Source organism: Sulfitobacter sp. W002 (genome assembly GCF_025142135.1).
Classification (GTDB): domain Bacteria; phylum Pseudomonadota; class Alphaproteobacteria; order Rhodobacterales; family Rhodobacteraceae; genus Sulfitobacter; species Sulfitobacter profundi.
Genome location: NZ_CP081126.1, coordinates 2016744 through 2041184, shown reverse-complemented (window position 1 = coordinate 2041184; position 24441 = coordinate 2016744). Strand labels below are relative to the sequence as shown.

The window sequence follows — 24441 nt, the reverse complement described above, 5'->3', positions numbered from 1 at the left end:
CATCCAAAATTGATTGAAAAACCGCGCAGGCGAACCCCGCCTGCGCGGGCCATTCTGCTGCCTATCGTTGCCGATTTCGACTTGCCGGAGGGGAAGGCTTGCAACTGCCCTGACCTTTGGACAGTCTCGACGCAAATGATTGGAGGATCCCCATTATGCTTGGCCAGATGATGACGCAGCCGCTGCTGATCTCAAGCTTGATTGCCCATGCCGAACGCTACCACCCCGAGGGGGAGATCATCTCGGTCTCGACCACGGGCGGGGTTGAGGAAACCAACTGGGGCAAGGTGGCCGAGAACGCGCGGCGCTTGGGCTCGGCCCTGACCGATTTGGGGCTGTCACCGCAGGCGCGCTGCGGGACCATCGCGTGGAACAACCGCCGGCATTTGGAGATCTACTTTGGCACCTCCGGCGCGGGCTTTGTCTGCCATACGATCAACCCCCGTCTCTTTGCCGATCAACTGGTCTATATCCTCAATCACGCGGCGGATGAGGTGCTGTTCATCGACAAGACCTTTGTGCCGCTGGTCGCCGCGATCCGCGACAAGCTGGAGCATCTCAAGTATCTCGTGTTGATGTCCGGCCCTGATGCCGAGGCCGCCGAGGCGCTGCCTGGGCTGATCTTCTACGACGCGTTGGTGGCCTCAGGAAATGCCGGTTTCGATTGGCCCGATCTGGATGAGAACACCGCGTCGAGCCTGTGCTACACCTCCGGCACCACGGGCAACCCCAAGGGCGTGCTCTATTCTCACCGCTCGACAGTGCTGCATTCTTTCGGCATCAACATGGCCGACAGCATTGCGATCTCTGCGCGGGATATCGTTATGGCGGTGGTGCCCATGTTCCACGTCAACGCTTGGGGCAGCCCCTATGCCAGCGCCATGACCGGCGCGCGGATGGTGCTGCCGGGGCCGAACCTTGATGGGGCGTCTTTGGTGGGGCTGATCGACAGCTACCGCGTCTCTCTCGCGCTTGGTGTGCCGACGATCTGGCAGGGGCTGTTGGCGGCGGCGAAGAAGTCCGGCAGCGAACTCTCCAGCCTCGAGCGTACCGTGGTCGGCGGTTCGGCCTGTCCGCCCTCAATGATCAAGACCTTCCGCGAGGACTATGGAGTGGAGACGATCCACGCGTGGGGCATGACCGAGATGTCGCCGGTGGGCAGTGTCAACAAACCCTTGGCGAAACACGGCGAATTGCCCGAAGACGCACAGCATAAACTGCGCGAGAACCAAGGCCGCCCGGTCTTTGGTGTCGAGCTTGAGATTTGGGACGACGAAGGCAAGCCGCTGCCCCATGATGGGGAAACCCAAGGTGCGCTGGTCACGCGCGGGCATTGGATTTTGGACGCCTATTATCAATCCGACCGCGACAGCACCCTGCGCAATGGCTGGTTCGACACCGGCGATATCGCGACGATGGACAAGGACGGATATATCACTATCCGAGACCGGGCCAAGGACATCATTAAGTCAGGCGGTGAATGGATCAGTTCGGTCGAGCTAGAGAATATCGCCATCGCCCATCCCGATCTGGCCGATGCCGCCGTGATTGGTGCGACCCATCCCAAATGGGATGAGCGCCCGGTTCTGGTCGCGGTAAAGGCCGAAGGAGCCGATCCGTCAGAAGCGGATATCCTAAAGGTCTTTGAAGACCAGATCGCCAAATGGCAGGTGCCGGATCGCGTGGTCTTTGCTGAGGCCCTGCCGCGCAATGCGACGGGCAAAGTGCTGAAACGCGATCTGCGGGACCGTTTCGGTGATGTGCTGATGCAGGGCGAAAGCTGAGGTAGGCCGCCCCGGTCCGATCTGGACCGGGGCGTTTTTAACCGCGTTTGGCGTCAGGCTGAACGGCGCATCTCGCTGTCGGCCATGGGCCGGGGCAGGGTCAGCCGGAATGTACTGCCTACGTCGATCTTGCTTTCCAGTGACAGGCTGCCGCCATGCAGGGTGGCCAGTTGCTCGGCAATCGCCAGCCCCAGACCCAAGCCGCCGTTCTCGCGTGACATGGAGCCGTCAACCTGCTGAAACCGCAGGAAAACCCGTGCGAGATTGTCCTCGGAAATGCCGCAGCCCGTGTCCGTCACGGCAAAGGTGATCTCCTCTGCGGTCTGGTGCATCTTGAGGTGGATATTGCCACTGCGGGTGAATTTGATCGCGTTTGAGATGAGGTTGTAGAGGATCTGCCGCAGGCGGACCGGATCGGCGTTAGCACTGGCTGTGCCGTTGTCCTCATAGGTAAGCGTCAGCCCCTTGGCCTCGGCATCCGGGCGCAGGTCATCGGCGACCGAGCGGGCGATCTCGCTGGTTTCGATCTCTTGCAGATCAAGCTCCATCTTGCCGCGCGCGACTTTGGTCCAATCCAGCAGGTCTTCGACGAGCCGCAGCATATGTTTGGACGACCCCGCGATACCGCCCGCTTGGTCCGAGACGAAGCTCTGGAATTCGTCCACGCTGTGGCGGATATCGGGCGTGGCGTTCGCGCTGTTGTTCAAAGCGGTCTGCAAACGCCGGGCCTGAGGCAGTTTCTCGGCATGTTGCAAGAAGGTCGCCCGGCCCGAGATCACGGTAAGCGGGGTGCGCAGCTCATGGCTGACGTTGTTGAGGAATTCGGTTTTCTCGCGATCTGCCGCCTTCGCCGCGTCCAACGCGCGTTTCTCAGCCGTCACATCAGTCCAGATGCCCACGGTATAGCCATGCGGCGTGCGCGATTCCGTGACTTTGAGCCAGAAGTTGTCGGACACCTCAAGAATAAAGGCGCCGGTGGGATTGCGGAACCGCCCAAGGCGCTTGGCAATCCAAGCCTCACGGTCTTCGACATTTTCGGGGTGCCGATGCCGCGCGACCCAATGGCGCAGCAGCTCTTCGATGGTTTTGCCGGGGATCAGAAGGTCAGCGATTTCAGGGTGATACTCAAGAAACTTGCTGTTGACGGTGACCAGGCGTTCTTTCTCATCGAAGGCGATGAAACCCTCTTGGATCGAACCGATGCCCTCGGCCAAAAGCGCATGGGCCTCTTGCTTTTTTAGCGTAACCCGGCGGAAGGCCCAGAGCCCCGCCATCAGTGCGATGGTCGCGATCAGAGCGAAAGCCACGAGGTAGGGGCTTTGCGGGGCATAAGGAGGCAGGCCGTTGGCAAGGCTTGCCGTGGCCTCCCATGTCTTGCCCAAAAGCTCGAACCGGGTGCGGACGGGCGCTGCGGGGTCAATGGTCGCGGGCTCAATCTCGTCCGGCATGACACCCGTTGGGAAGGCGCGCAGGCTATAGATATAGTCAGCGGCTTGATGCGGGTTTTGATGCGGTTCAAACAGCCGGTCGGGCTGGAACACGATGGACATCACCCCCCAAAAGCGCGGCGCGCCAAGACCGATGGGGCGCTCGAACACCGGGTAGTGCATGATATAGCCCTTGCCGCCTTGAACGAGGTTCAGCGGCCCTTCGATGGTTGGGCTTTGGCGGCGGTAGGCGTTTGCTACACCTGAAAGCTGGGTCGGAATGTTCTTATATTCCAGCCCGATAACCCCGGCGTTCGGGGTTTTGGGATAGCTATGGGTGATCTTGAGGTCAGGGGCGAGGGCGAAGGCCTGAATGCCGGGGTTCCGGTCTCGCAGTTCCTTGACCAGAAGTTCGATCTTTTTGTCTTTGAAGGCTTCGCCGGACAGCAGAATATTCTCGATGTTCTTTGTCACCAGAATGGTTTCTTGGAACTGGTGTTGCACCTGATTGCTGACTTCATGCAGCGTCTGCCGCGCATCCTGACGGATGCTGGCGATATGTTGTTCGTAATCCAGTTTTACAATCGAATAGCTGATGCCAGCGACGCAGCACAGCACGATGAAATTGACGATGATATACGCCTTGGATGTTGCGTAGTCCCTAAACGCGTTTGCCACGCTTTTTTCCTTTGCCTGCCAGCGCATCTGACTTCGTTGGGCCATTTGCGCGTAAGTTACTTCCCTGCTGATTGCTACTTTTGCGGGCAATCATGGCGAAATTCGGACCAGAATGGGCTTTTCGTGGGTGACCCTAGGTAAGTTCGCGCGCCTTGGCCGCGATCATCCATGGTCGGCTTGGGAGGGGAGACTAGCGTGGAGCGGGTAACGAGAATCGAACTCGTAACTAAAGCTTGGGAAGCTGCCGTGATACCTTTTCACCATACCCGCGCGCTGAGGTTGGGATAATCGGCGCGCCGGGGAAGGTCAAGTCAGGGTTTCGTCGCGGTGACGAAATTGATTTCGGCGGGCAGGCGCAGGGGGCCGTTTTGCGCGTAGGGTCGCAGGGCATCGGCAATGGTCTGCCGCAACTCGGCGACTTGGTCGGGGTTGGCGTCAAAATGGGTGATCGCGCCGCTCGCCGGGCCAATGTCGCACATCTGCTGGGCAAGGTCATCGACCGTGCCTGCGGGGGTGAGGTCAAGCTGGGTCACTTTGCATGCGATATCGGCAAAGCCCGCTGCCGCGAGGATCGAGACAACACATTCGGGGTCACGAAAGGCAAAAGGGCCGGGCGCGTCGGGGTCGCTTTTGGGCATGGCACCGATGGTGGCCCGGGCCGCGCGGGCGGGCAGGGTAAAGAAAGGATTTTCGGGGATCTGCCCCCAAGCGGCAAAGCTAAGCCTTGCGCCGGGGCTGAGTTGCGCGGCCATCCGCGTAAAACTCAGCACCGGATCCGCAAAGAACATCACCCCAAAGCGCGAGATCAGCCGGTCGTAGGCGGGCTCAAGTTCAAGCTCGGTCGCGTCGCCATGGTGAAAGGCCACTTGGGGCAGGGCGGCGGCACGCAGCCGCGCGAGGTCCAGAAGCGGGGCAGAGACATCGACGCCCAGCACCGCACCTTCGTCGCCCACCGCATTGGCCGCCGCAAGACAGCCAGCACCCGCTCCACAGCCGATATCCAGCACGCGCAGCTTCGGCGTCAGTTCGGCGCGGGCCAGCACGCCGTCAAGCACCGGCTGCATGAGGATATCCAGCTCCGCCTGCCGCGCGGCCCATTTTCGGCCCGCCGCCGCGCTCCAGAATTCGACCTGATCGTTGTTGTCGGGTGTGCTCATCACGTGGCCTTTCTTCTGCGACGGCGTCCGCCGCGCTCGCCCCCGGCGCCGCCTGTGCCGCCGCCACCGGTATTAAAGGTCACGTCCGGCAGGGCGACGAGGCTGTTGAGAATGGGGAAGGGTTCCACTGCGTTGGGAATGGCAGAAGCATTAACGAAATGCTCTTGAAAGCGCGGTTCGACGGCGGTCTCGATCTTGTGGATGGCGCGCACGGTCGCCTCAATCTCGGCCCGCGCATCGGTGTTGAGCAGGGCAATCCGCGCACCGGTGCCTGCGGCATTGCCCGCGCTGGTGACTTTTTCCAGCGGGGCGTCGGGGATCATGCCCAGCACCATCGCGTGTTTGGGGCTGATATGGGCGCCAAAGGCCCCGGCCAGCACCACCCGGTCGACCTTGTCGACGCCGAATTTGTCCATCAACAGACGTGCCCCGGAGTAGAGCGCCGCCTTGGCCATTTGGATTTCGCGAATGTCGCGGTTAGTCACCGTGATCTTTGGGCCGCCCTTTTCGGTGCCGTCGTAGACCAGATAGCTGTTGGTGCGCCCATCGGCGAAAACCGACGCCGAGCCTGTCTGCTCTGCGCTGCCGATCAGCCCCGGCGCGTCGACGATGCCGTGAATCCGCATCTCTGCGACCATCTCAATGATGCCCGAGCCGCAGATGCCGGTGATCCCAGTGCTCGCGACGGCCTCTTCAAAACCTTCCTCATCGGACCAAAGGTCGCAGCCGATCACCTTGAACCGCGCCACTTTGCTCTCGGGGTCGATCTCGACCCGCTCGATCGCCCCCGGTGCCGCGCGTTGGCCCGAACTGATCTGCGCACCCTCGAAAGCGGGCCCGGTGGGAGAGGAACAGGCCAGCACCTTTTCCTTGTTGCCCAGCAGGATTTCCGCATTGGTGCCCACATCGACCACCAGCATCAAATCATCCGATTTTTCCGGCGCCTCTGACAGGGCAACGGCGGCGGCATCCGCGCCGACATGGCCCGCGATGCAAGGCAGCAGGTAGACGCGGGCGGAGGGGTGGATGTTTAGGTCCAAATCCTCGGCCCGCAGACGCAGCGCGCCGGAGGTTGCAAGCGCGAAGGGCGCTTGGCCCAACTCGAAGGGGTCGATGCCCAGCAGCAGGTGGTGCATCACCGGGTTGCAGACAAAGACCGCGTCGACGATCAGATCGGGCGCGACATTCCCTTCGGCGGCGATCTGGGTGAAAAGCGTCGCCATCCCTTCGCGCACCGCGCGGGTCATCTCCTGCGCGCCGTCGGGGTTCATCATCGAATAGCTGACGCGGCTCATCAGGTCTTCGCCGAAACGGATCTGCGGGTTCATCACCCCGGAGGAGGCCATGACCTCTCCGGTTTGCAGATCACACAGATGCGCCGCGATGGTGGTGGAGCCAAGATCGACCGCCAGCCCGTAGACCGTGCCTTCGTAATATCCCGGCCAAATGTTCATGATCCGGGCCGCGTTCTCCTGATCGCCCAGATGCACGGCGACGGTTACCTTCCACGCGCCCTTGCGCAGGACCGGCTGCATCATTTGCAGTATATGCAAATCGGCAGTGACTTTCTCCAGCTCCCATTGTTCGGCCAGCGCGGTCCTGAGGCGCTCGAGATCGCCCGAGGGTTCGTGCATGTCAGGCTCTGTCACCTCAACGTAGAACAGTTTGACCGATGGGTTCAGCACGATCTCCCGCGCCTCGGCGCGTTTGCGCACGACCTGTTTGTGCACTTGGCTCTCTGGCGGCACGTCAATCACCACGTCGCCCTGCACCGTGGCCTGACAGCCCAGACGGCGGCCCTCTTTCAGGCCGCGCTTCTCGTCATAGCGCTCTTCCACCGTGTTCCATTCGCTCAGCGCGTCAGGCGCGACGGTTACGCCGTGTTTGGAGAACTGACCATAGCCCGGCGAGACCTGACATTTCGAACAGATGCCGCGCCCACCACAGACCGAGTCCAAGTCAACGCCCAACTGCCGTGCGGCGGTCAGCACCGGTGTGCCTTTGGGAAAGCGCCCTCTCTTGCCGGAGGGCGTGAAAATCACGAGGGGATCACTGCTCATCGGGGCCGTCCTTTGTTTCTTTGCGCCACCATAGCGTTCCGCGCGGCGGGGGAAAGATGCGGGGCGGCAATTCGTGTCGCGCCTACGTCATTCCATGTTCACGCCTTACGCGGGGGAATAGGTCTTTCCAATCCCTGCCATCCGTGAAATAGGAAACCGCCAAATGAACCCATCCAGACCCGAGGTGTTAAATGGAGATTCGTGAGGCCCTGACCTTTGATGACGTACTGCTGGTTCCCGCGGCGTCCTCCGTGTTGCCATCTACCGCAGATACAAGAACCCGCGTCACGCAGAGCATCGCGCTCAATATCCCGCTGCTCAGCTCGGCCATGGATACGGTGACCGAAAGCCGCATGGCGATTGCGCTGGCACAGGCCGGGGGCATGGGGGTGGTGCACCGCAACCTCACGATCGAAGAGCAGGCCCGCGAAGTGCGCCGGGTCAAACGCTTTGAATCCGGCATCGTCTACAACCCGATCACCCTGCGCCCCGACCAGACGCTGGCGGATGCCAAGGCGCTGCAAGAACGCTACCGCGTGACGGGTTTCCCGGTGGTGGATGAAAATGGCCGCGTGCTGGGCATCGTGACCAACCGTGACATGCGTTTCGCCTCTGACGACCGCACGCCGGTGTCGGTGATGATGACCTCCGAGCGGCTGGCGATCTTGCAAGAGCCTGCCGACCGGGACGAGGCGATCAGCCTGATGAAATCCCGCCGGATCGAGAAACTGTTGGTTACCGATGCCAGCGGCGTGCTCACCGGGCTTTTGACCCTGCGCGACACCGAACAGGCCGTGCTGAACCCGACCGCCTGCAAAGACGATCTGGGCCGGCTGCGCGTGGCTGCGGCGACCACCGTGGGCGACGCGGGTTTCGAGCGTTCTGAGGCGCTGGTCGATGCGGGCGTCGATATAATCGTGATCGACACGGCACACGGCCATTCCGAAGGCGTGGCCCATGCGGTGACCCGTGCCAAAAAGCACTTCGGCGATGTGCAGGTCGTCGCGGGCAACGTCGCCACCGGTGCCGCCACCCGCGCATTGATCGACGCGGGCGCGGATGCTGTGAAAGTAGGCATCGGCCCCGGCTCCATCTGCACCACGCGGATGGTCGCGGGCGTGGGCGTGCCGCAATTGACCGCCATTATGGATTGCGTGGCCGCCGCCGGCGACGTGCCGATCATCGCCGACGGTGGCATCAAATTCTCGGGCGATTTCGCCAAGGCGATTGCCGCTGGTGCATCTTGTGCCATGGTCGGCAGCATGATCGCAGGCACCGACGAAAGCCCCGGCGAAGTCGTTCTTTATCAAGGTCGTAGCTTTAAAAGCTACCGCGGCATGGGCAGCATGGGCGCCATGGCGCGCGGCTCAGCGGACCGGTATTTCCAAAAAGATGCCGCCTCTGACAAACTGGTGCCCGAGGGCATCGAAGGTCAGGTGCCCTACAAAGGCAGCGCGGGCAATGTGCTCCACCAGCTTGTGGGCGGTTTGCGCGCGGCGATGGGCTATACCGGATGCGCCACGGTCGATGAGATGCGCCGCAACTGTAGCTTCGTGAAGATCACCGGCGCAGGGCTGAAGGAAAGCCATGTGCATGACGTGCAGATCACCCGCGAAAGCCCGAACTACCGTATCGGTTAACCCATAAAAGCAACGGCTTGAGCGCCGTTCTTTACCTAAGGAAGATGCCATGACCCCGGGCGCGCGCGTATCGGCTGCGATAGAAGTTTTAGATGCGATCGCCGGGGGGGTGGCCGTCGAACAGGCGCTGACCCGTTGGGCGCGGCAAAGCCGTTTTGCAGGCTCCAAAGACCGGGCCGCCGTGCGGGACCATGTCTTTGACGTGCTGCGCCAGAAACGGACGGCGGCCCATTACGGCAGGGGGGATACGGGCCGTGCCCTGATGATCGGTGTGCTGCACGGGCAAGGGGCTGACCTTGAGGCGTTGTTCACGGGTGAGGGCCATGCGCCCACGCCGTTGAGCGACGCGGAAGGTGCTTTCCCACAGGCGCCCGAAGACCGCGCCACAAGGTTGAACCTGCCCGATTGGCTGCTGCCGTTGTTTGACGCAGCGCTTGGGGAAAAGGCGGATGCCGCAGCCATGGCGCTTCAGGAACGCGGGCCGATCTGCCTGCGGGTCAACACGGCGCGGATCGCGGTGCCTGCCGCGCAAGAACTGCTGGCGGAGGAGGGCGTTCAAACCCGAACCAACCCGCTTGCCGATGCCGCGCTAACCGTAATCGAAGGTCAACGCCGGATCCGGAATTCCTCTGCTTTTGCAGATGGCTACGTTGAATTGCAGGACGCGGCGAGCCAAGCAGTTGTCGCCGCCCTGCCGCTGGGGGGGCGGGTGCTGGACTACTGCGCCGGGGGCGGTGGCAAGGCCCTGGCTCTGGCCATGGACCCCGCGCGCGAAATCACGGCCCATGACATCGACCCGCGTCGGATGAGCGACCTTTCCCCCCGCGCCGCGCGCGCGGGCGTTGAGATTTCCTTGGCCGATACCGAAAAAGCCGAAGCTGGCGCGCCCTATGACCTGGTTCTCTGCGACGCGCCCTGTTCGGGGTCTGGCGCATGGCGCCGCGCGGCAGAGGGGAAGTGGACCCTGACCCCCGACCGGCTGGCTGAACTGACTGACATTCAAGACCAAATTCTCGATACCGCAGCGGCACTTACGCAACCCAACGGCGTTTTAGCCTATGCCACATGCTCGCTTTTCCGAGAGGAAAACGAGGCGCGGGTTGAGGCATTTTTGGCCCGTCACCCGGGCTGGAATATCGCCTGGATGGACCGTTATGACGTGACTGCCGAGGGCGACGGCTTTTTCTCAGCACAGTTGACGCGCGAGTAGTTTTCCCCATAATCAACCAATGCGTGCAAGTGCTCTAGGGTTAAAGCCTGCTTAACTTCTCTCGCACGTAATAGTCCTATGATTCGGTTGTGAGGGGAATTGCGTGCAGCAGGGCGTCGGGGATTCAGGGGTTGGCGGGCAGGCCGGGCTCATGCGGCTATGGCTGCTTGGGGCGATGGCTGTGGCCACCGGTGCGCTCGCGCAGCGCAGCGCCGAGGCTTCGTTGAAGCTTGGCCTTACCGCTGCAGCGGTGACGCTCGGCTTGATTTTGATCGGTTTCATGGCCCTCCGCCTGCGGGCGCGGACGTTGAACCAAGCCAGCACCGACGGGGTCGCCGATTTCATCGCAAAAGACGGCACGCCCAGCTTTATCGCGTCGACCGACCGTCAAGTCATCTACCGCAATGAAGCGGCTCAAAAGCAGTTTGGCGACGGCGGCGGAGAGACCTTGGCGCAGGCCCTGCGAACGCATTTCTCCAATCCAGTGGGCCTTCTCTACCGTCTGCAGTCCCGTGCCACGGCGAGCGGCAACGCACGGGAAGAAGTGATCACCCGCGTCGGCCCGGTGCGCATATCCGTACACCATGTGTCGGCTGACCGTTTGCTTTGGCGGATCGAACCGGCACCAGCCCGCGCGGGACCCCGTGCCACCCAAGATAGCATGGCCTTGCCGATGGTCATGGTGGGTCGGGGTGGGACGATCCTCTTTATGAATGAGGCGGCGCGTATATTCGTCGGGGACCGGGTGAAGTCCTTGGACCGATTGTTTAATTCCCTACCGCTGACATCGGGAACCGTGGCGGAAATATCCACCGCGCAGGGCAACCGTCAGGTATTGGTGGCCGAAGTCGACGCCGGTGCCAACCGCCGTGCACTCTACCTTTTGCCCCCGCCCGATGGGGGTGTCTCAGCCAGTGAATTGGGATGGGAAACTTTCCAAGACCTCCCCGTGCCGATGATCAAGCTGGGGCCGGATGGGACCGTATTGGCGTTCAACCGAATGGCGGCCAAACTGCTCGGCGTATCCCTGCGACGCGGCGCGCATCTTTCGCAACTAATGGAGGGGCTGGGCCGTTCTATCTCAGACTGGTTAAATGACAGTCTCGCAGGGCGATTGGTGCAGAAGTCCGAATTTCTCAGGCTGACCCGCACGGATCAGGAGATTTTCGTACAGGTCTCGCTGAACCGGATATCCGAAGGCGGAGAGGCCGCCCTGATCGCGGTGCTACAAGACGCGACCGAACTGAAATCGCTAGAGGCGCAATTCGTGCAGAGCCAAAAAATGCAAGCCATTGGCCAGCTGGCTGGCGGTGTGGCGCATGATTTCAACAACCTTCTGACCGCAATTTCCGGCCATTGCGATCTCCTCTTGCTGCGCCATGATCAAGGCGATCCGGATTTCAGCGATCTGGTCCAGATTAATCAGAACGCCAATCGGGCAGCGGCGCTGGTGGGGCAGCTCCTCGCCTTCTCCCGCAAACAAACCCTCCGGCCCGAAACGCTGGACATGCGCGATACTTTGGCCGACCTTACCCATTTGCTGAACCGTCTGGTGGGCGAGAAGGTAACGCTAACCTTAAGCCATGACCCGGTCCTTGCGCCGATCCGTGCGGATAAACGCCAGTTGGAACAGGTGTTAATGAACCTCGTCGTCAATGCCCGTGATGCGATGCCCGCCGGGGGTGAAATTCGCATCCTGACGGAGGTGACAACACTCGACCAACCACTCGAGCGGGACCGGGTCAGCGTTCCTGCCGGGCGCTATGTCACAGTGCAGGTCCACGACGATGGCACCGGCATCCCGAAAGATAAGCTGCAAAAAGTGTTCGAGCCGTTTTTCACTACCAAACGCACCGGCGAGGGGACCGGCCTTGGCCTCTCGACCGCTTATGGGATCGTCAAACAGACAGGCGGATTTATCTTTATCGACAGTGAGTTGGGGCGTGGAACCTGTTTTACTCTGTACTTTCCCGTGCTTGAGGGGCAGCCGCATACGGTTTCTCGAAAGACCGCCTCGCAGCCCGATCAGGGCCCGCTGCAGCGATCCGATGGGGTAATCCTGCTGGTCGAAGACGAAGCGCCGGTTCGGGCATTTGCCAGCCGTGCCCTACGCCTGCGCGGCTACACGGTGCTTGAAGCGGAATCCGCCGAAGCCGCACTGAAGATGCTCGAAGATCAAGAACTGGATATCGACGTCTTTGTAACGGATGTCGTCATGCCCGGCATGGACGGGCCAAGCTGGGTGCGCCAAGCTTTGAAACAACGACCGGACGTGCGGGTCGTTTTCGTTTCTGGCTATGCAGAGGACAATTTCGGGCAGGAACAGTCGAAAATTCCCAACTCGGTTTTTTTGCCCAAACCCTTCTCCCTGACCGATCTGACCAATACGGTACATAACCAGTTACACTAAGCTGAGGGCAGGGCTAAGGGATCGACTCGTAGAGCTCGAATTCCGCCGCGAATTTCCGGCGAAAGCGTTTTTCGACGTTTGGGGAAAGCGCCAATTCCATCTTGGGCGATACATTTTCTTGCCCCAAGGACAGAGTCACGTCGAGCCGCTCTTCCAAAAAACTACGCAGCCGGGCCTGATCTTCATAGCGGAAGTGGTGGGTGATGCCGGTGCCGTTCGGTTGGGTCTCCATAAACTTCAACTGGCTTCCAACATTGGCAAAACCGGGCTTGTCGCCTTTCATATAGGCGAGCACAAATTCGTCAAAGGTAACCCCAAAGGTGTTGTTGGGCTTACCCTCCATGAAAGGGCGCTGCCGATAGCGGTACCAACTGCCAAGCCAAGAAATCGGCTCGCGCATGACGGCCATAAGTTCAAGCTCGGCATCGCAGACTTTAAGGAACATCGGCCGAACAAACCGATTATACCGATAGACTGGCGCGTGTTTCAGCATGGGGGGATCGGAGATCACCATGTCCGCGCGGGGCGCGAGCGCCTTTTCATAGGCGGTGGTTCCGGTTTTGGGCACTGACAGAAAGGCCAGCCGTTCTTTGAAAAAAACAATCACTCGCGTCTTATCCCAAGCTGCACATGGTCCCATCTATGTCGGGTAAACCATTTCTTTACCATTCCCGAGAAAACTTAAAGTGCAAACAAAATCATTGAAATGTTCTTCATTTACCCTCATATGGAACATTAGAAGAACATAAGCGAAACAGCGTGCAGGCGATTGCCGCCGGTGCGCCACTGTGACACTAAGGGATGAACCTAATGGCAACGGCAGATCTTTTGACAATGGACAGCAAGAAAACCGCAGAAAAGCAAAAGGCGCTCGACAGCGCGCTGGCCCAGATCGAACGTCAGTTCGGCAAAGGGTCGATCATGAAGCTGGGCGCCGAAGGGGCGATCCAGGACATCAAAGCCAGCTCCACAGGCTCGCTGGGTCTTGATATCGCGCTCGGCATTGGCGGTTTGCCGATGGGGCGTATCATTGAAATTTATGGCCCGGAATCCTCGGGTAAGACAACTTTGACCCTGCACTGCGTCGCTGAACAACAAAAAGCTGGCGGCGTCTGCGCTTTTGTCGATGCGGAACACGCGCTTGATCCGCAGTATGCGAAAAAGCTTGGCGTGGACATTGACGAACTGCTTATTTCGCAGCCTGACACGGGCGAGCAAGCCCTAGAGATCACCGACACTCTTGTGCGATCTGGCGCGGTCAACATGGTTATCGTCGACTCAGTCGCGGCTCTGACGCCGAAGTCCGAGCTTGAAGGTGAGATGGGCGACAGCAGCGTCGGCGTTCAGGCCCGTTTGATGTCCCAAGCTATGCGCAAGCTGACGGGCTCAATCAGCCGGTCGAACTGTATGGTCATTTTCATTAACCAGATTCGGATGAAAATCGGCGTCATGTTCGGGTCACCTGAGACGACAACGGGCGGTAACGCGCTGAAATTCTACTCTTCTGTTCGGCTCGACATTCGCCGCATCGGCGCGTTGAAAGACCGTGATGAGGTTGTCGGCAACGCGACAAAGGTGAAGATCGTCAAAAACAAAGTTGCGCCGCCGTTCAAGCAGGTCGAGTTCGACATCATGTATGGCGAAGGCATCTCCAAGATGGGGGAGTTGCTTGATCTTGGGGTCAAAGCTGGCGTGGTCGATAAATCTGGCTCATGGTTCAGCTATGGGGATGAGCGGATCGGGCAGGGGCGCGAGAACGCGAAAAACTTCCTGAAGCAAAACACCGCTATGGCGTCGGAGATTGAGGATAAGATCCGCGCAGCCCATGGATTGGACTTCGAAGGGTCCGGCGGCGATGACGCGGATATTCTCGAAGCGTAAACACGCTTTGGGTATTAAGACACTGCAACGGGGGCGTGGCCATGGGCTGCGCCCCTTTTTCATGGGCAGGAACGGTGGACAGCACCGAGGCTGAGGGGTATTTGGGATCGATCAAATCTGCCCCGGAAGGCCTCGCCCATGAAGACGCTGAATGAAATTCGCTCAACTTTTCTGAATTATTTCGATGCGCAGGGGCATCAGATCGTGCCCTCCAGCCCGCTGGTGCCGCGTAACGACCCGACACTGATGTTCACCGCCGCCGGTATGGTGCAGTTTAAGAACCTTTTTACCGGGGTGGAAACACGCGAATACAGCCGCGCTACGTCGGCGCAGAAATGTGTGCGGGCGGGCGGCAAGCACAATGACCTCGACAACGTGGGCTATACCGCGCGGCACCACACGTTTTTCGAGATGCTGGGCAACTTCAGCTTTGGCGACTACTTTAAGGCCGAGGCGATCCCCTTTGCTTGGGACCTATTGACCAAAGAGTTCGGCATCGACCCGAACCGGCTTTTGGTCACGGTGTACCATACGGATGAAGAAGCGGTTAAAATTTGGAAGGCGCACACTGGCCTGCCGGATGAACGCATCATTCGCATCGCGACGGATGATAACTTCTGGTCCGCTGGCCCAACTGGCCCCTGCGGACCCTGTACCGAGATTTTCTACGATCACGGGGACCACATCTGGGGTGGCCCTCCGGGATCGCCGGAGGAAGACGGGGACCGTTTCGTTGAGATCTGGAACCTCGTTTTCATGCAATACGAGCAGTTCGAAGATGGGACGCGCCAGCCGCTGCCCAACCAGTCGATCGATACCGGCATGGGGATCGAACGGGTGGCGGCGCTGTTGCAGGGCACGAATGACAACTATGCCACGGACTTGATGCGCAATCTGATTGAGGCCAGCGCACATGCATCTTCGACCGATCCCGATGGACCGGGAAAGACCCATCACCGGGTGATTGCCGACCACTTGCGGTCGACCTCTTTCCTGATTGCGGATGGGGTGATGCCTTCGAACGAGGGCCGGGGCTATGTTCTGCGTCGGATTATGCGACGCGCGATGCGCCACGCGCATTTGCTCGGCGTTAAGGACCCTTTAATGCATCAACTGGTACCATCATTGGTGCAGCAGATGGGCGCGGCTTACCCTGAATTGGGTCAGGCACAATCGCTCATCCGTGAGACGTTGTTGCTGGAGGAAACCCGTTTCCGCCAAACGCTGGATCGCGGTTTGAAGCTGCTGGATGATGAATTGAGTGGACTGCCTGAGGGGGCCACACTGCCGGGGGAGGCGGCGTTTAAGCTATATGACACCTACGGGTTCCCGCTTGACCTGACACAGGATGCGCTGCGCGAAAAAGGGCGCGCGGTGGATACCGACGGGTTCGACACCGCGATGGCGGCGCAGAAAGCGAAAGCCCGCGCGGCTTGGGCTGGGTCGGGTGAGGCTGCGGATGCCACCGTCTGGTTCGACGTGGCCGACAAAAGCGGCGTGACCGAGTTTTTGGGCTATGACACCGAAAGCGCCGAAGGGCAGATCGTGGCCTTGGTGCAAGGCAGTGATCAGGTGGATGCTGCCGCTGTGGGCAGTGATGTGCAGGTCGCGTTGAACCAGACGCCGTTTTATGCGGAAAGCGGCGGGCAGGTCGGCGACACCGGGGTGATCCGCACGCAAACCGGTATCGTGAATGTGACCGACACACGCAAATCTGCAGGTGTCTTTGTGCATTTCGGCCATGTGGTCGAAGGCGAGGTGAAACCGGGTCAAACGGCTGTTCTTGAGGTCGATCGTTTGCGGCGCAGTGCCATCCGGGCCAACCATTCGGCCACGCACTTGCTGCATGAGGCGCTGCGCAACGCGCTTGGGGATCATGTGTCGCAGCGTGGTTCGCTTAACGCGCCTGACCGTCTGCGGTTTGATTTCTCGCATGCCAAGGGGCTGTCGCAGGAGGAATTGACCCAAGTCGAGCGCGAGGTGAATGACTATATCCGCCAGAACACGCCGGTGGAGACGCGGATCATGACGCCGGATGACGCGCGGGCCATGGGGGCGCAGGCGCTTTTTGGTGAGAAATATGGTGATGAGGTGCGTGTCGTCTCGATGGGTCAATTGGAAGGTTCCGGCAAGGGAAGCGACAAATCGACCTATTCGCTTGAGCTTTGCGGCGGTACCCATGTGCGTCAGACTGGGGATATTGGCGCTTTTGTTCTGCTGGGGGACAGTGCCAGCAGCGCGGGGGTGCGCCGGATCGAGGCGCTGACCGGGACCGAAGCTCTGGCTTGGCTGCGGGAGCAAGAAGCGGCGCTGAGCCGGGTTGCGGCAGAGTTGAAAACAGCGACCAGCGACGTGCCCGAACGGGTGCGCGGCCTGCTTGACGAACGCCGGAGCCTGTCCAACGAAGTGGCGCAGTTGCGGCGCGAATTGGCGATGTCGGGCGGCGGTGCGGCCGCACCCGAAGCGCGTGAGGTAAATGGCGTTAAATTCGTGGGCCAAGTGCTCAGCGGTATCACGGGCAAAGACCTGCCCGGTCTGGTGGATGAGCATAAGGCCAAGCTGGGCTCCGGCGCGGTACTGCTGATTGCCGATACCGGAGGCAAGGCCGCGGTCGCAGGCGGCGTGACACAGGATTTGACAGATCGTGTTTCGGCAGTCGACATGGTCAAAGCGGCGGTGGCCGAATTGGGCGGTAAGGGCGGCGGTGGTCGGCCCGACATGGCTCAGGGCGGTGGTGCTTCGGCTGAGAATGCAGAAGCGGCGATTGCCGCGGCTGAAAACATCTTGAAAGGATAAGGCCCATGGGCGCACTCTGGATTGCACATGTCACCGTCACCGACGAAGAGGCATATAAGAAATACGCCGCCGGCGCCACTGAGGCCATTGCGGCCCATGGCGGCAAGTTCATCGCGCGGGGCGGGCGTTTCGTTCAGCTTGAGGGCAAGGAACGGCCGCGCAATGTCGTGGCGCGTTTCCCCGATGTTGAAACAGCGGAAAAATGTTACCATTCCGATGCTTATCAAGCTGCGTTGAGCCATGCGCGCGGCGCGTCCGAACGCGAATTGATGATCGTCGAAACCGAGGAATGATTGTAAAGCGCCCCGCCTGAATAGTAGGTGGGGCGTCTTGCGTTGATGGGGGAACCTTCGCCCCGAACGGCGGTTGAGCCATATGAACCTCAACCGACTATCCGCTTTTGCCCAATGGTGCCGCCGCCACGTGGAGGTGACCACTTTGGCCCTGATGGGGCTTTCGGTCATCGCCGTCTGGACCTTGGCCGAACTCACCGAAGAGGTCGTGGCAGGCAGCACCAGCAATCTTGACCGTGACATCCTATTGTTCCTGCGCACGCCGGGCGATCTGTCGGACCCTATCGGCCCGTGGTGGGTGGAAGAGATCGGTCGTGACCTGACAGCCTTGGGCGGTGTTGCAGTGTTGGTGCTGACGACTGTTGTGGTCTCGCTCTTTTTCTTGTTGCAACGGCGGTGGTCTACCGCGCTTTACATCCTTGCTACTGTTGGCGGGGGGATCGTCTTGAGCAGTATCGCCAAAGAGTTCTTTGACCGGCCACGCCCCGACCTTGTGCCGCATGGGTCATTGGTCCACACGGCGAGCTTTCCTTCGGGGCATTCGATGATGGCGGCTGTCGCTTACCTTACGCTAGGAGCGATGGTGGCACGGGCGCAGAAGCGCCGGGCGCTCAAGGTCTATACGCTGGCGGTTGCCGTCTTGCTCACGCTGCTCGTTGGGATCAGCCGTGTCTATATGGGGGTGCATTGGCCGACGGATGTGGCGGCCGGCTGGCTTGGGGGTGGTGCTTGGGCCATCCTTTGCCTGTTGGCCGCGCTCAGTCTGGCCAAACGCGGGCATATCGACAAAGAGGAAAGCGATAGATAATTTCTCCGATTTTTTCGGCGTCAGATCTGAAAACGGCAGCGCATCTTGGGATGCGCTGCCGTTTTTGTTTACCGAAATTCGTGGCTTAGCCAGCTTTCGCCATGCGCTTGCGCTCATGCGGGTCGAGGTAACGCTTGCGCAGGCGGACCGCGTTCGGTGTCACTTCAACAAGCTCATCGTCGTCGATATAGGCGATGGCTTCTTCAAGGCTCAGCGTCATCGGCGTGGTCAAACGTACCGCTTCGTCGGTGCCCGAGGCGCGCACGTTGGTCAGCTTTTTGCCCTTCAGCGGGTTCACTTCAAGATCGTTCTCGCGGCTGTGCTCACCGATGATCATGCCGGTGTAAACGTCAGCTTGTGCGCCGATCATCATCTTGCCACGCTCTTCGAGGTTCCACAGGGCGAAAGCCACCGAGGAGCCGTTTTCCATGGAGATCAGAACGCCCGCGCGACGGCCCGGAATCGTGCCTTTGTGCGGTGCCCAAGAGTGGAAGACGCGGTTGATGACGCCTGTGCCGCGCGTGTCGGTCAGGAATTCGCCGTGGTAGCCGATCAGCCCGCGCGAGGGGACATGGGCGATGATGCGGGTCTTGCCTGCACCGGCTGGTTTCATCTCGACCAGTTCACCCTTGCGGGTGCCGGTGATCTTTTCGATGACCGCGCCGGAGTATTCGTCATCCACGTCGATGGTGGCTTCTTCGATGGGCTCATGGCGGACGCCGTCGATCTCTTGAAAGAGAACCTGCGGGCGAGAGATCGAAAGCTCAAAACCCTCACGGCGCATGTTTTCGATCAGAACGCCCATCTGCAATTCGCCACGACCAGCCACTTCGAAAGCGTCGCCGCCCGGTGTGTCGGAGATTTTGATTGCGACGTTGGATTCGGCTTCCTTCATCAGGCGCTCACGGATCACGCGCGACTGCACCTTCTTGCCGTCACGGCCTGCCAGAGGGCTGTCGTTGATGCCAAAGGTCACTGTGATGGTCGGCGGGTCAATTGGCTGGGCGGGGATCGCCTCGTTCACCGAGGCATCGGCCAGCGTGTCGGCCACGGTCGCCTTGGTCATGCCCGCGATAGAGACGATGTCGCCGGCTTCGGCCACGTCGATGGCGGTCTGCTCCAGGCCGCGGAAGGCAAGGATTTTGGTGCAGCGGAAGTTCTCGATCAAGGTGCCATCACGCGACATCGCTTTGAGTGTCTGACCTGCCTTCAGGGTGCCGGTTTCCACACGGCCGGTCAGCAAACGGCCCAGGAAAGGGTCACCGCCAAGCGTGGTGGCCAGCATGGTGAAGGGTTTGTCGGCGTTTTCGATCTGCTTGGGGGCAGGGACGTGCTCAAGGATCAGATCAAACAGCGCGGTCAGGTCTTTGCGCGGCCCGTCGAGTTCGGCATCCGCCCAGCCGGAACGGCCCGATGCATACATATGCGGGAATTCAAGCTGCTCGTCGGTGGCATCCAAGCTGGCGAAAAGGTCAAAGCATTCGTCAAGCGCGCGGTCAGGCTCGGCATCGGGCTTGTCGACTTTGTTCAGCACAACGATCGGGCGCAGGCCCAGTTTCAGCGCTTTGGAGGTCACGAATTTGGTCTGTGGCATCGGGCCTTCGGCGGCGTCGACAAGCAGGACCACACCGTCGACCATCGACAAGATACGCTCAACTTCGCCACCAAAGTCGGCGTGGCCGGGGGTGTCGACGATGTTGATGCGGGTGTTGTTCCACACGACTGAGGTCGGCTTGGCGAAAATGGTGATGCCGCGCTCGCGCTCCAGATCGTTGCTGTCCATGGCGCGTTCGGTGGTCGCCTGGTTTTCGCGGTAGGTGCCGGATTGTTTCAGAAGCTCGTCCACCAGCGTCGTTTTGCCGTGGTCGACGTGAGCGATGATTGCGATGTTGCGCAGGTCCATTAAGTCAGCCTTTGGATAGGGGAGGGACGCGCCAACCTGAAGCTGCGCGTATAATTGCGCCGCGCATACCGCGCTCCGGCTACAATTGCTAGCCCTAATGGCGCGCTGTGCTTGTTACTGCGCGAACCTGTGCCGCCGCTGCGGCATTAATGGGTGGCGCTGTTCGAGAAGAGATGGATGACCAGAATGCCGCTGATGATCAGCAAAAGGCCGAGGACAGCGGGCATATCGAGCCGCTGACCGAAGAGGACGAAGCCGATAATCGCGATCAGCACGATGCCCAGACCGGCCCAAAAGGCATAGACGATCCCAACTGGCATGACCTTCAGCGCCAGCGACATGCAGTAGAAAGAGATCATGTAAAAGACCACTACCGCGACCGAAGGCCAGAGCCGGGTGAATTGATGCGAGGCCTGCACCGCGGTCGTGCCAAGGGTTTCCGCCACCACGGCGATGATGAGCCATAGGTAATGCATCTCGGTCTTCCTCAGAGCGGGAGTTCGGTGGTTTCTTTGATTTCCTCCATCACGAAACTGGCCGAAACATCCGACAGCGGCACCCGGCGGATCAGGTCCTGATAAAGGCGATCATACCCCGCCATATCCCGAACCCGCGCGCGGATCAAATAGTCCAGATCACCGGTCATACGGTAGACGCCGAGAATTTCGGGCATGGCCTGCGTGGCCTTTGAGAACTTGTCCAACCAATCGGGCGCATGGGCGTTGGTGCGCACCTGAATGAAGACGCTGAGGCCGAGGTCAAGTTTCGCGGCATCCAAGAGTGTGACACGGTTCTTGATCACGCCTGCCTTCTCAAGCGTGCGGATACGGCGCCAGCAGGCATTGCGCGAAAGATGGACAGCGGCCCCGAGCGCTTCGAGTGATTGGCTGGCGTCGCGTTGCAGTTCGACCAATATGCGGCGGTCAATGTCATCAAGTGTCGTCATTTTTGGGAGTTTGGTGGGAAATTTTCTTATGGGCAAGGGGTTGCGGGGCGGGATTTGAGAAAACGTCACAGAGGGATTGGGTTAAGGTGCTGCAAAGGCAAAGACAGGAGCTCCCCATGATCGCACGCATCTTTCTCGACCACCCCGCAAAGGTGGAGGAGACGTTTTTTGAACATATGGCCTTCGCGCTGAAGTTCTCTGGCCTGCTGTTCGCGGCAGCGGGGGCGGCGCTGGTACATGCGCTGATCCCGTGTTTGTTTGAGAAGACGGCGAGTGGGATCATCGCGAAGCTTTATGCCCGGACGCACAACCGGGGGCAGTGAGCGCCAGCGCGGCTCCAATTTCGCGGTGAGGGCCGGCGCCTGCCCGCGGGTTGGCGATCCAGCCGGTGCTTTAAGCCACTTGATGGCTCTACCGTGATGTGCGCTCGCAAAGTCGCGCCCAGCCTCACCAAATCGCCTACCCGGTCGCACCAAAGGTGCGCCCATATATAGCGGCACGCCTCCGGCGTGACGGCGGGCAGGCGATGGCCCGGCGCCAACGGCTTGATTCCGGGCTGGGTGGCAGGAGCAAACGAAAAAAAGGGCCGCATCGCTGCGGCCCCTTTTGTCGTCTCAGTATCCGGCCGGTTCAGCCAGCCAACGCCTTGTTCAGGTTCTCGTCTACCTTCTCCAAGAAGCCCATGGTCGTCAGCCAGCCCTGATCCGGCCCCACCAACAGGGCGAGGTCCTTGGTCATGAAACCCGATTCCACCGTGTCCACGACAACCTTCTCAAGTGTCTCGGCGAAATTGATCAGCGCCGTGTTATCGTCCAGCTTGCCGCGGTGCTTCAATCCGCCCGTCCAAGCGTAGATCGAGGCGATGGAGTTGGTCGAAGTCTCTTCGCCCTTCTGGTGCTGACGGTAGTGGCGCGTCACGGTGCCATGCGCGGCTTCGGCTTCAACGATTTTGCCATCCGGGGTCATCAACTGCGAGGTCATCAGCCCGAGCGAGCCAAAGCCCTGCGCCACGGTGTCGGACTGCACGTCGCCGTCGTAGTTTTTGCAGGCCCAGACATAGCCGCCCGACCATTTCATCGCCGAGGCGACCATGTCGTCGATCAGGCGGTGTTCGTACCAGATGTTCTTTTTCTTGAAGTCCTCGGCGAACTCTTCGTCGAAAATCTCTTGGAACAGGTCCTTGAAGCGTCCGTCATAGGCTTTGAGGATTGTGTTTTTGGTCGACAGATACACCGGCCAGCCGCGGTTCAGACCGTAGTTGAAAGAAGCGCGCGCAAAGTCACGAATCGAATCGTCGAGGTTGTACATCGCCATGGTGACACCGGCGGAGGGCGCGTCGAAGACTTCCTTCTCGATGGTTTCCCCATCGTCACCGACGAACTTGATCGTTAGCTTGCCCTTGCCGGGAAAACGGAAATCGGTGGCGCGGTACTGGTCGCCAAAGGCATGACGGCCCACGACGATCGGCTGGGTCCAACCCGGCACAAGGCGCGGCACGTTGCGGCAGATGATCGGCTCGCGAAAGATGACGCCGCCCAGAATGTTGCGGATGGTGCCGTTGGGGCTGCGGTACATGCGCTTGAGGCCAAACTCTTCGACCCGCGCCTCATCGGGGGTGATGGTGGCGCATTTCACGCCGACGCCATGCTCGCGGATCGCATGGGCCGCATCGACGGTGATCTGGTCGTCGGTCTCGTCCCGCACTTCCATGCCAAGGTCGTAATACTTCAGGTCAACGTCAAGATAGGGGGTAATCAGCTTTTTCTTAATGAAATCCCAGATGATCCGGGTCATCTCATCGCCGTCGAGTTCGACGATGGGGTTTTCTACCTTAATCTTCGACATGACGAATTCCTTTGGTTGAGGATGTATTTATCCGTGCTTTAGCCTATCGGGGGCCAAAGAGAAAGATCGTATACCATGGTATGCCGAAGCTCGCGGTCAGGCGCCGACCCCGGCGAAAAAGCTGCTGATACGGGCCCGGGCGTAGGACCAAAGCGCAGGGGCGCCGATGGCGATCTTGCGGCCAACCTTCTCTTCGATCTGCGCTTCCGAGACGTTGTAATCGGTCCAGCTGCCCCCGCCCGAGGCGAGGTTTTGCATCGGGGGCTGGAACCGGTCGAGCGATTTGGCAAAGCGGGCCGAAGGGCTCTCGGCGGCTTCGAACTCTTCCCAGATGCTGCGCAATGCGTCCCGCAGATCGGCGGGCAGCAGGCCAAAGATGCGGTCGGCGGCGATTTGTTCCTGCGCTTCCATTTCAGCGGCGTCATAGTCGCCGAAGATCGGATTGTCGCCCGCGTCGATCTCAACAAGATCGTGCAGGATCAGCATCTTGATGACGCGGTTGATGTCCACCTCTGGACCGGCCTGATCGGCCAGAACCAGCGCGTAGAGCGTCAAATGCCATGAATGTTCGGCCGAGTTTTCCGCCCGGCTTGCATCGCACAGGGTGGTGCCGCGCAGAACCGTCTTAAGCTTGTCGGCCTCATTGAGAAAGGCGATCTGCTGGTCGAGCCGCTCGGTCATGCGCCTGCCTTGCCGCGATGATCGCGCAGTTTGCGGGCAAGAAAACCGCGGGCCTTGTCATTGGCCATCCGCGTTCGGATCGCCGTCAAAAAGGCTTCTTCAAGGGTTTGTGACGAGGCGCCAAGCACCTCGCCAACTTCGATAAACAGCCGCTCCTCACCGGTCTCGGCCTGCACGGCGAGACATTCCTCGGCAAGCTTGTTGGCCAGTTGGAGGACGACCGCGTCCGCCATTAGCGGGTGGATTCCGTCAGACGGCGTTTCACATAGTCGCTGGTCGAGGTGATTAACGTGTCCATATGCGGCTCTTCAAAGAAGTGCCCGGCGCCTTCGATCTCCTGATGGGTGATCGTGATGCCTTTTTGTTCATGCAGCTTGTTGACCAGATTGGTCGTGTCAGCAGGCGGCGCCACGCGGTCGGCGGTGCCGTTGATGACCAGGCCAGAGGCCGGGCAGGGCGCGAGGAACGAAAAGTCATACATATTCGCGGGCGGCGAGACCGAGATGAAGCCGGTGATCTCTGGCCGGCGCATCAGCAGTTGCATGCCGATCCACGCACCAAACGAGAAACCCGCAACCCAGCAATGTTTGGAGTTGTTGTTCATCGATTGAAGGTAATCAAGCGCCGAGGCCGCGTCGGACAGTTCGCCGATGCCTTGGTCGTATTCACCCTGGCTACGGCCCACGCCGCGGAAGTTAAAGCGCAACACGGTGAAACCCATGTTGTAGAACGCATAGTGCAGGTTATAGACGACCTTGTGATTCATCGTGCCGCCGAACTGTGGATGCGGATGCAGCACGATGGCAATCGGGGCGTCACGTTCTTTTTGGGGGTGGTAGCGGCCTTCAAGGCGGCCTTCGGGTCCGGGAAAAATAACCTCGGGCATGGGTGTCCCTGTCTGGGGGTTCAAAGATCGCCGCGA

At 60.2% G+C, this 24441-nt stretch carries 20 protein-coding genes and 1 tRNA gene; 9 read left to right on the top strand and 12 right to left on the bottom strand.

Features of this window, described 5'->3' with window-relative positions:
* Positions 1-155 precede the first annotated feature (155 nt).
* Positions 156-1784, top strand: a complete 1629-nt coding sequence (locus K3758_RS10060; RefSeq protein ID WP_259944426.1) for a long-chain fatty acid--CoA ligase — start codon at positions 156-158, stop codon at positions 1782-1784.
* 53 nt (positions 1785-1837) lie between these two features.
* On the opposite strand, the gene K3758_RS10055 is transcribed toward K3758_RS10060, so the two are convergent.
* From K3758_RS10055 to K3758_RS10040, 4 genes are all read right to left on the bottom strand, one after another.
* Positions 1838-3889 carry an ATP-binding protein gene (locus K3758_RS10055; RefSeq protein WP_259944425.1) on the bottom strand — a complete coding sequence of 684 codons (2052 nt, stop codon included), beginning with the start codon at positions 3887-3889 and terminating at the stop codon, positions 1838-1840.
* A gap of 196 nt (positions 3890-4085) precedes the next feature.
* Positions 4086-4159: transfer RNA gene (locus K3758_RS10050), tRNA-Gly, on the bottom strand.
* Between the two features lie 41 nt (positions 4160-4200).
* On the bottom strand, positions 4201-5046 hold the full coding sequence (locus K3758_RS10045; protein ID WP_259944424.1) for a class I SAM-dependent methyltransferase: 846 nt from the start codon (positions 5044-5046) through the stop codon (positions 4201-4203).
* On the bottom strand, positions 5046-7106 hold the full coding sequence (locus K3758_RS10040) for an ASKHA domain-containing protein (RefSeq protein ID WP_259944423.1): 2061 nt from the start codon (positions 7104-7106) through the stop codon (positions 5046-5048). Before K3758_RS10040 ends, K3758_RS10045 begins: the two co-directional genes overlap by 1 nt.
* A gap of 191 nt (positions 7107-7297) precedes the next feature.
* Between K3758_RS10040 and guaB the strand changes: the two genes are divergently transcribed.
* The 3 genes from guaB to K3758_RS10025 all read left to right on the top strand — a co-directional run bounded on the left by guaB (position 7298) and on the right by K3758_RS10025 (position 12366).
* Positions 7298-8746, top strand: a complete 1449-nt coding sequence (guaB, locus tag K3758_RS10035; protein ID WP_259944422.1) for an IMP dehydrogenase — start codon at positions 7298-7300, stop codon at positions 8744-8746.
* Between the two features lie 49 nt (positions 8747-8795).
* The gene (locus K3758_RS10030) at positions 8796-9956 is read left to right on the top strand and encodes an RsmB/NOP family class I SAM-dependent RNA methyltransferase (protein WP_259944420.1); all 1161 of its coding nucleotides are present in this window, start codon (positions 8796-8798) and stop codon (positions 9954-9956) included.
* A 151-nt stretch (positions 9957-10107) separates the two neighbouring features.
* Positions 10108-12366 (top strand): ATP-binding protein, encoded by a 2259-nt coding sequence (locus K3758_RS10025; protein ID WP_409202602.1) that lies wholly within the window; start codon positions 10108-10110, stop codon positions 12364-12366.
* A 13-nt stretch (positions 12367-12379) separates the two neighbouring features.
* Here the strand turns inward: K3758_RS10025 and K3758_RS10020 are convergent, their stop codons facing one another.
* Positions 12380-12973 (bottom strand): gamma-glutamyl kinase, encoded by a 594-nt coding sequence (locus tag K3758_RS10020; RefSeq protein ID WP_259944418.1) that lies wholly within the window; start codon positions 12971-12973, stop codon positions 12380-12382.
* A gap of 203 nt (positions 12974-13176) precedes the next feature.
* Here K3758_RS10020 and recA point away from each other — a divergent pair, with 203 nt between their 5' ends.
* From recA to K3758_RS10000, 4 genes are all read left to right on the top strand, one after another.
* Positions 13177-14247 carry a recombinase RecA gene (gene recA / locus K3758_RS10015; protein WP_120351143.1) on the top strand — a complete coding sequence of 357 codons (1071 nt, stop codon included), beginning with the start codon at positions 13177-13179 and terminating at the stop codon, positions 14245-14247.
* Between the two features lie 138 nt (positions 14248-14385).
* Positions 14386-17043 (top strand): alanine--tRNA ligase, encoded by a 2658-nt coding sequence (gene alaS, locus K3758_RS10010; protein WP_259944415.1) that lies wholly within the window; start codon positions 14386-14388, stop codon positions 17041-17043.
* Between the two features lie 5 nt (positions 17044-17048).
* Positions 17049-17336: a DUF1330 domain-containing protein gene (locus K3758_RS10005; protein WP_067261798.1), complete on the top strand. Its 288-nt coding sequence runs from the start codon at positions 17049-17051 to the stop codon at positions 17334-17336.
* A gap of 82 nt (positions 17337-17418) precedes the next feature.
* Positions 17419-18144 (top strand): phosphatase PAP2 family protein, encoded by a 726-nt coding sequence (locus K3758_RS10000; protein WP_259944411.1) that lies wholly within the window; start codon positions 17419-17421, stop codon positions 18142-18144.
* A gap of 85 nt (positions 18145-18229) precedes the next feature.
* Here K3758_RS10000 and typA read toward each other — a convergent pair whose 3' ends face one another.
* The 3 genes from typA to K3758_RS09985 form a co-directional block, all read right to left on the bottom strand.
* Positions 18230-20047, bottom strand: a complete 1818-nt coding sequence (gene typA, locus K3758_RS09995; RefSeq protein WP_259944410.1) for a translational GTPase TypA — start codon at positions 20045-20047, stop codon at positions 18230-18232.
* A 146-nt stretch (positions 20048-20193) separates the two neighbouring features.
* Entirely contained in the window at positions 20194-20523 is a 330-nt protein-coding gene (locus tag K3758_RS09990) for a multidrug efflux SMR transporter (protein ID WP_259944408.1), read from the bottom strand.
* Between the two features lie 11 nt (positions 20524-20534).
* Positions 20535-20993, bottom strand: a complete 459-nt coding sequence (locus tag K3758_RS09985; RefSeq protein WP_120351139.1) for an Lrp/AsnC family transcriptional regulator — start codon at positions 20991-20993, stop codon at positions 20535-20537.
* A 116-nt stretch (positions 20994-21109) separates the two neighbouring features.
* On the opposite strand from K3758_RS09985, the gene K3758_RS09980 reads away from it, so the two are divergent.
* Positions 21110-21316 carry a DUF6356 family protein gene (locus tag K3758_RS09980; protein WP_120351138.1) on the top strand — a complete coding sequence of 69 codons (207 nt, stop codon included), beginning with the start codon at positions 21110-21112 and terminating at the stop codon, positions 21314-21316.
* A 307-nt stretch (positions 21317-21623) separates the two neighbouring features.
* Here K3758_RS09980 and K3758_RS09975 read toward each other — a convergent pair whose 3' ends face one another.
* The 4 genes from K3758_RS09975 to K3758_RS09960 form a co-directional block, all read right to left on the bottom strand.
* A complete protein-coding gene (locus K3758_RS09975) occupies positions 21624-22838 on the bottom strand; it encodes an NADP-dependent isocitrate dehydrogenase (protein ID WP_067942253.1) in 1215 nt (404 codons plus the stop codon).
* A gap of 96 nt (positions 22839-22934) precedes the next feature.
* Positions 22935-23519: an HD family hydrolase gene (locus K3758_RS09970; RefSeq protein ID WP_259944406.1), complete on the bottom strand. Its 585-nt coding sequence runs from the start codon at positions 23517-23519 to the stop codon at positions 22935-22937.
* The gene (locus K3758_RS09965; protein ID WP_120351137.1) at positions 23516-23752 is read right to left on the bottom strand and encodes a hypothetical protein; all 237 of its coding nucleotides are present in this window, start codon (positions 23750-23752) and stop codon (positions 23516-23518) included. Before K3758_RS09965 ends, K3758_RS09970 begins: the two co-directional genes overlap by 4 nt.
* Entirely contained in the window at positions 23752-24405 is a 654-nt protein-coding gene (locus K3758_RS09960) for an alpha/beta hydrolase (RefSeq protein WP_067626833.1), read from the bottom strand. Before K3758_RS09960 ends, K3758_RS09965 begins: the two co-directional genes overlap by 1 nt.
* Positions 24406-24441: the final 36 nt, after the last annotated feature.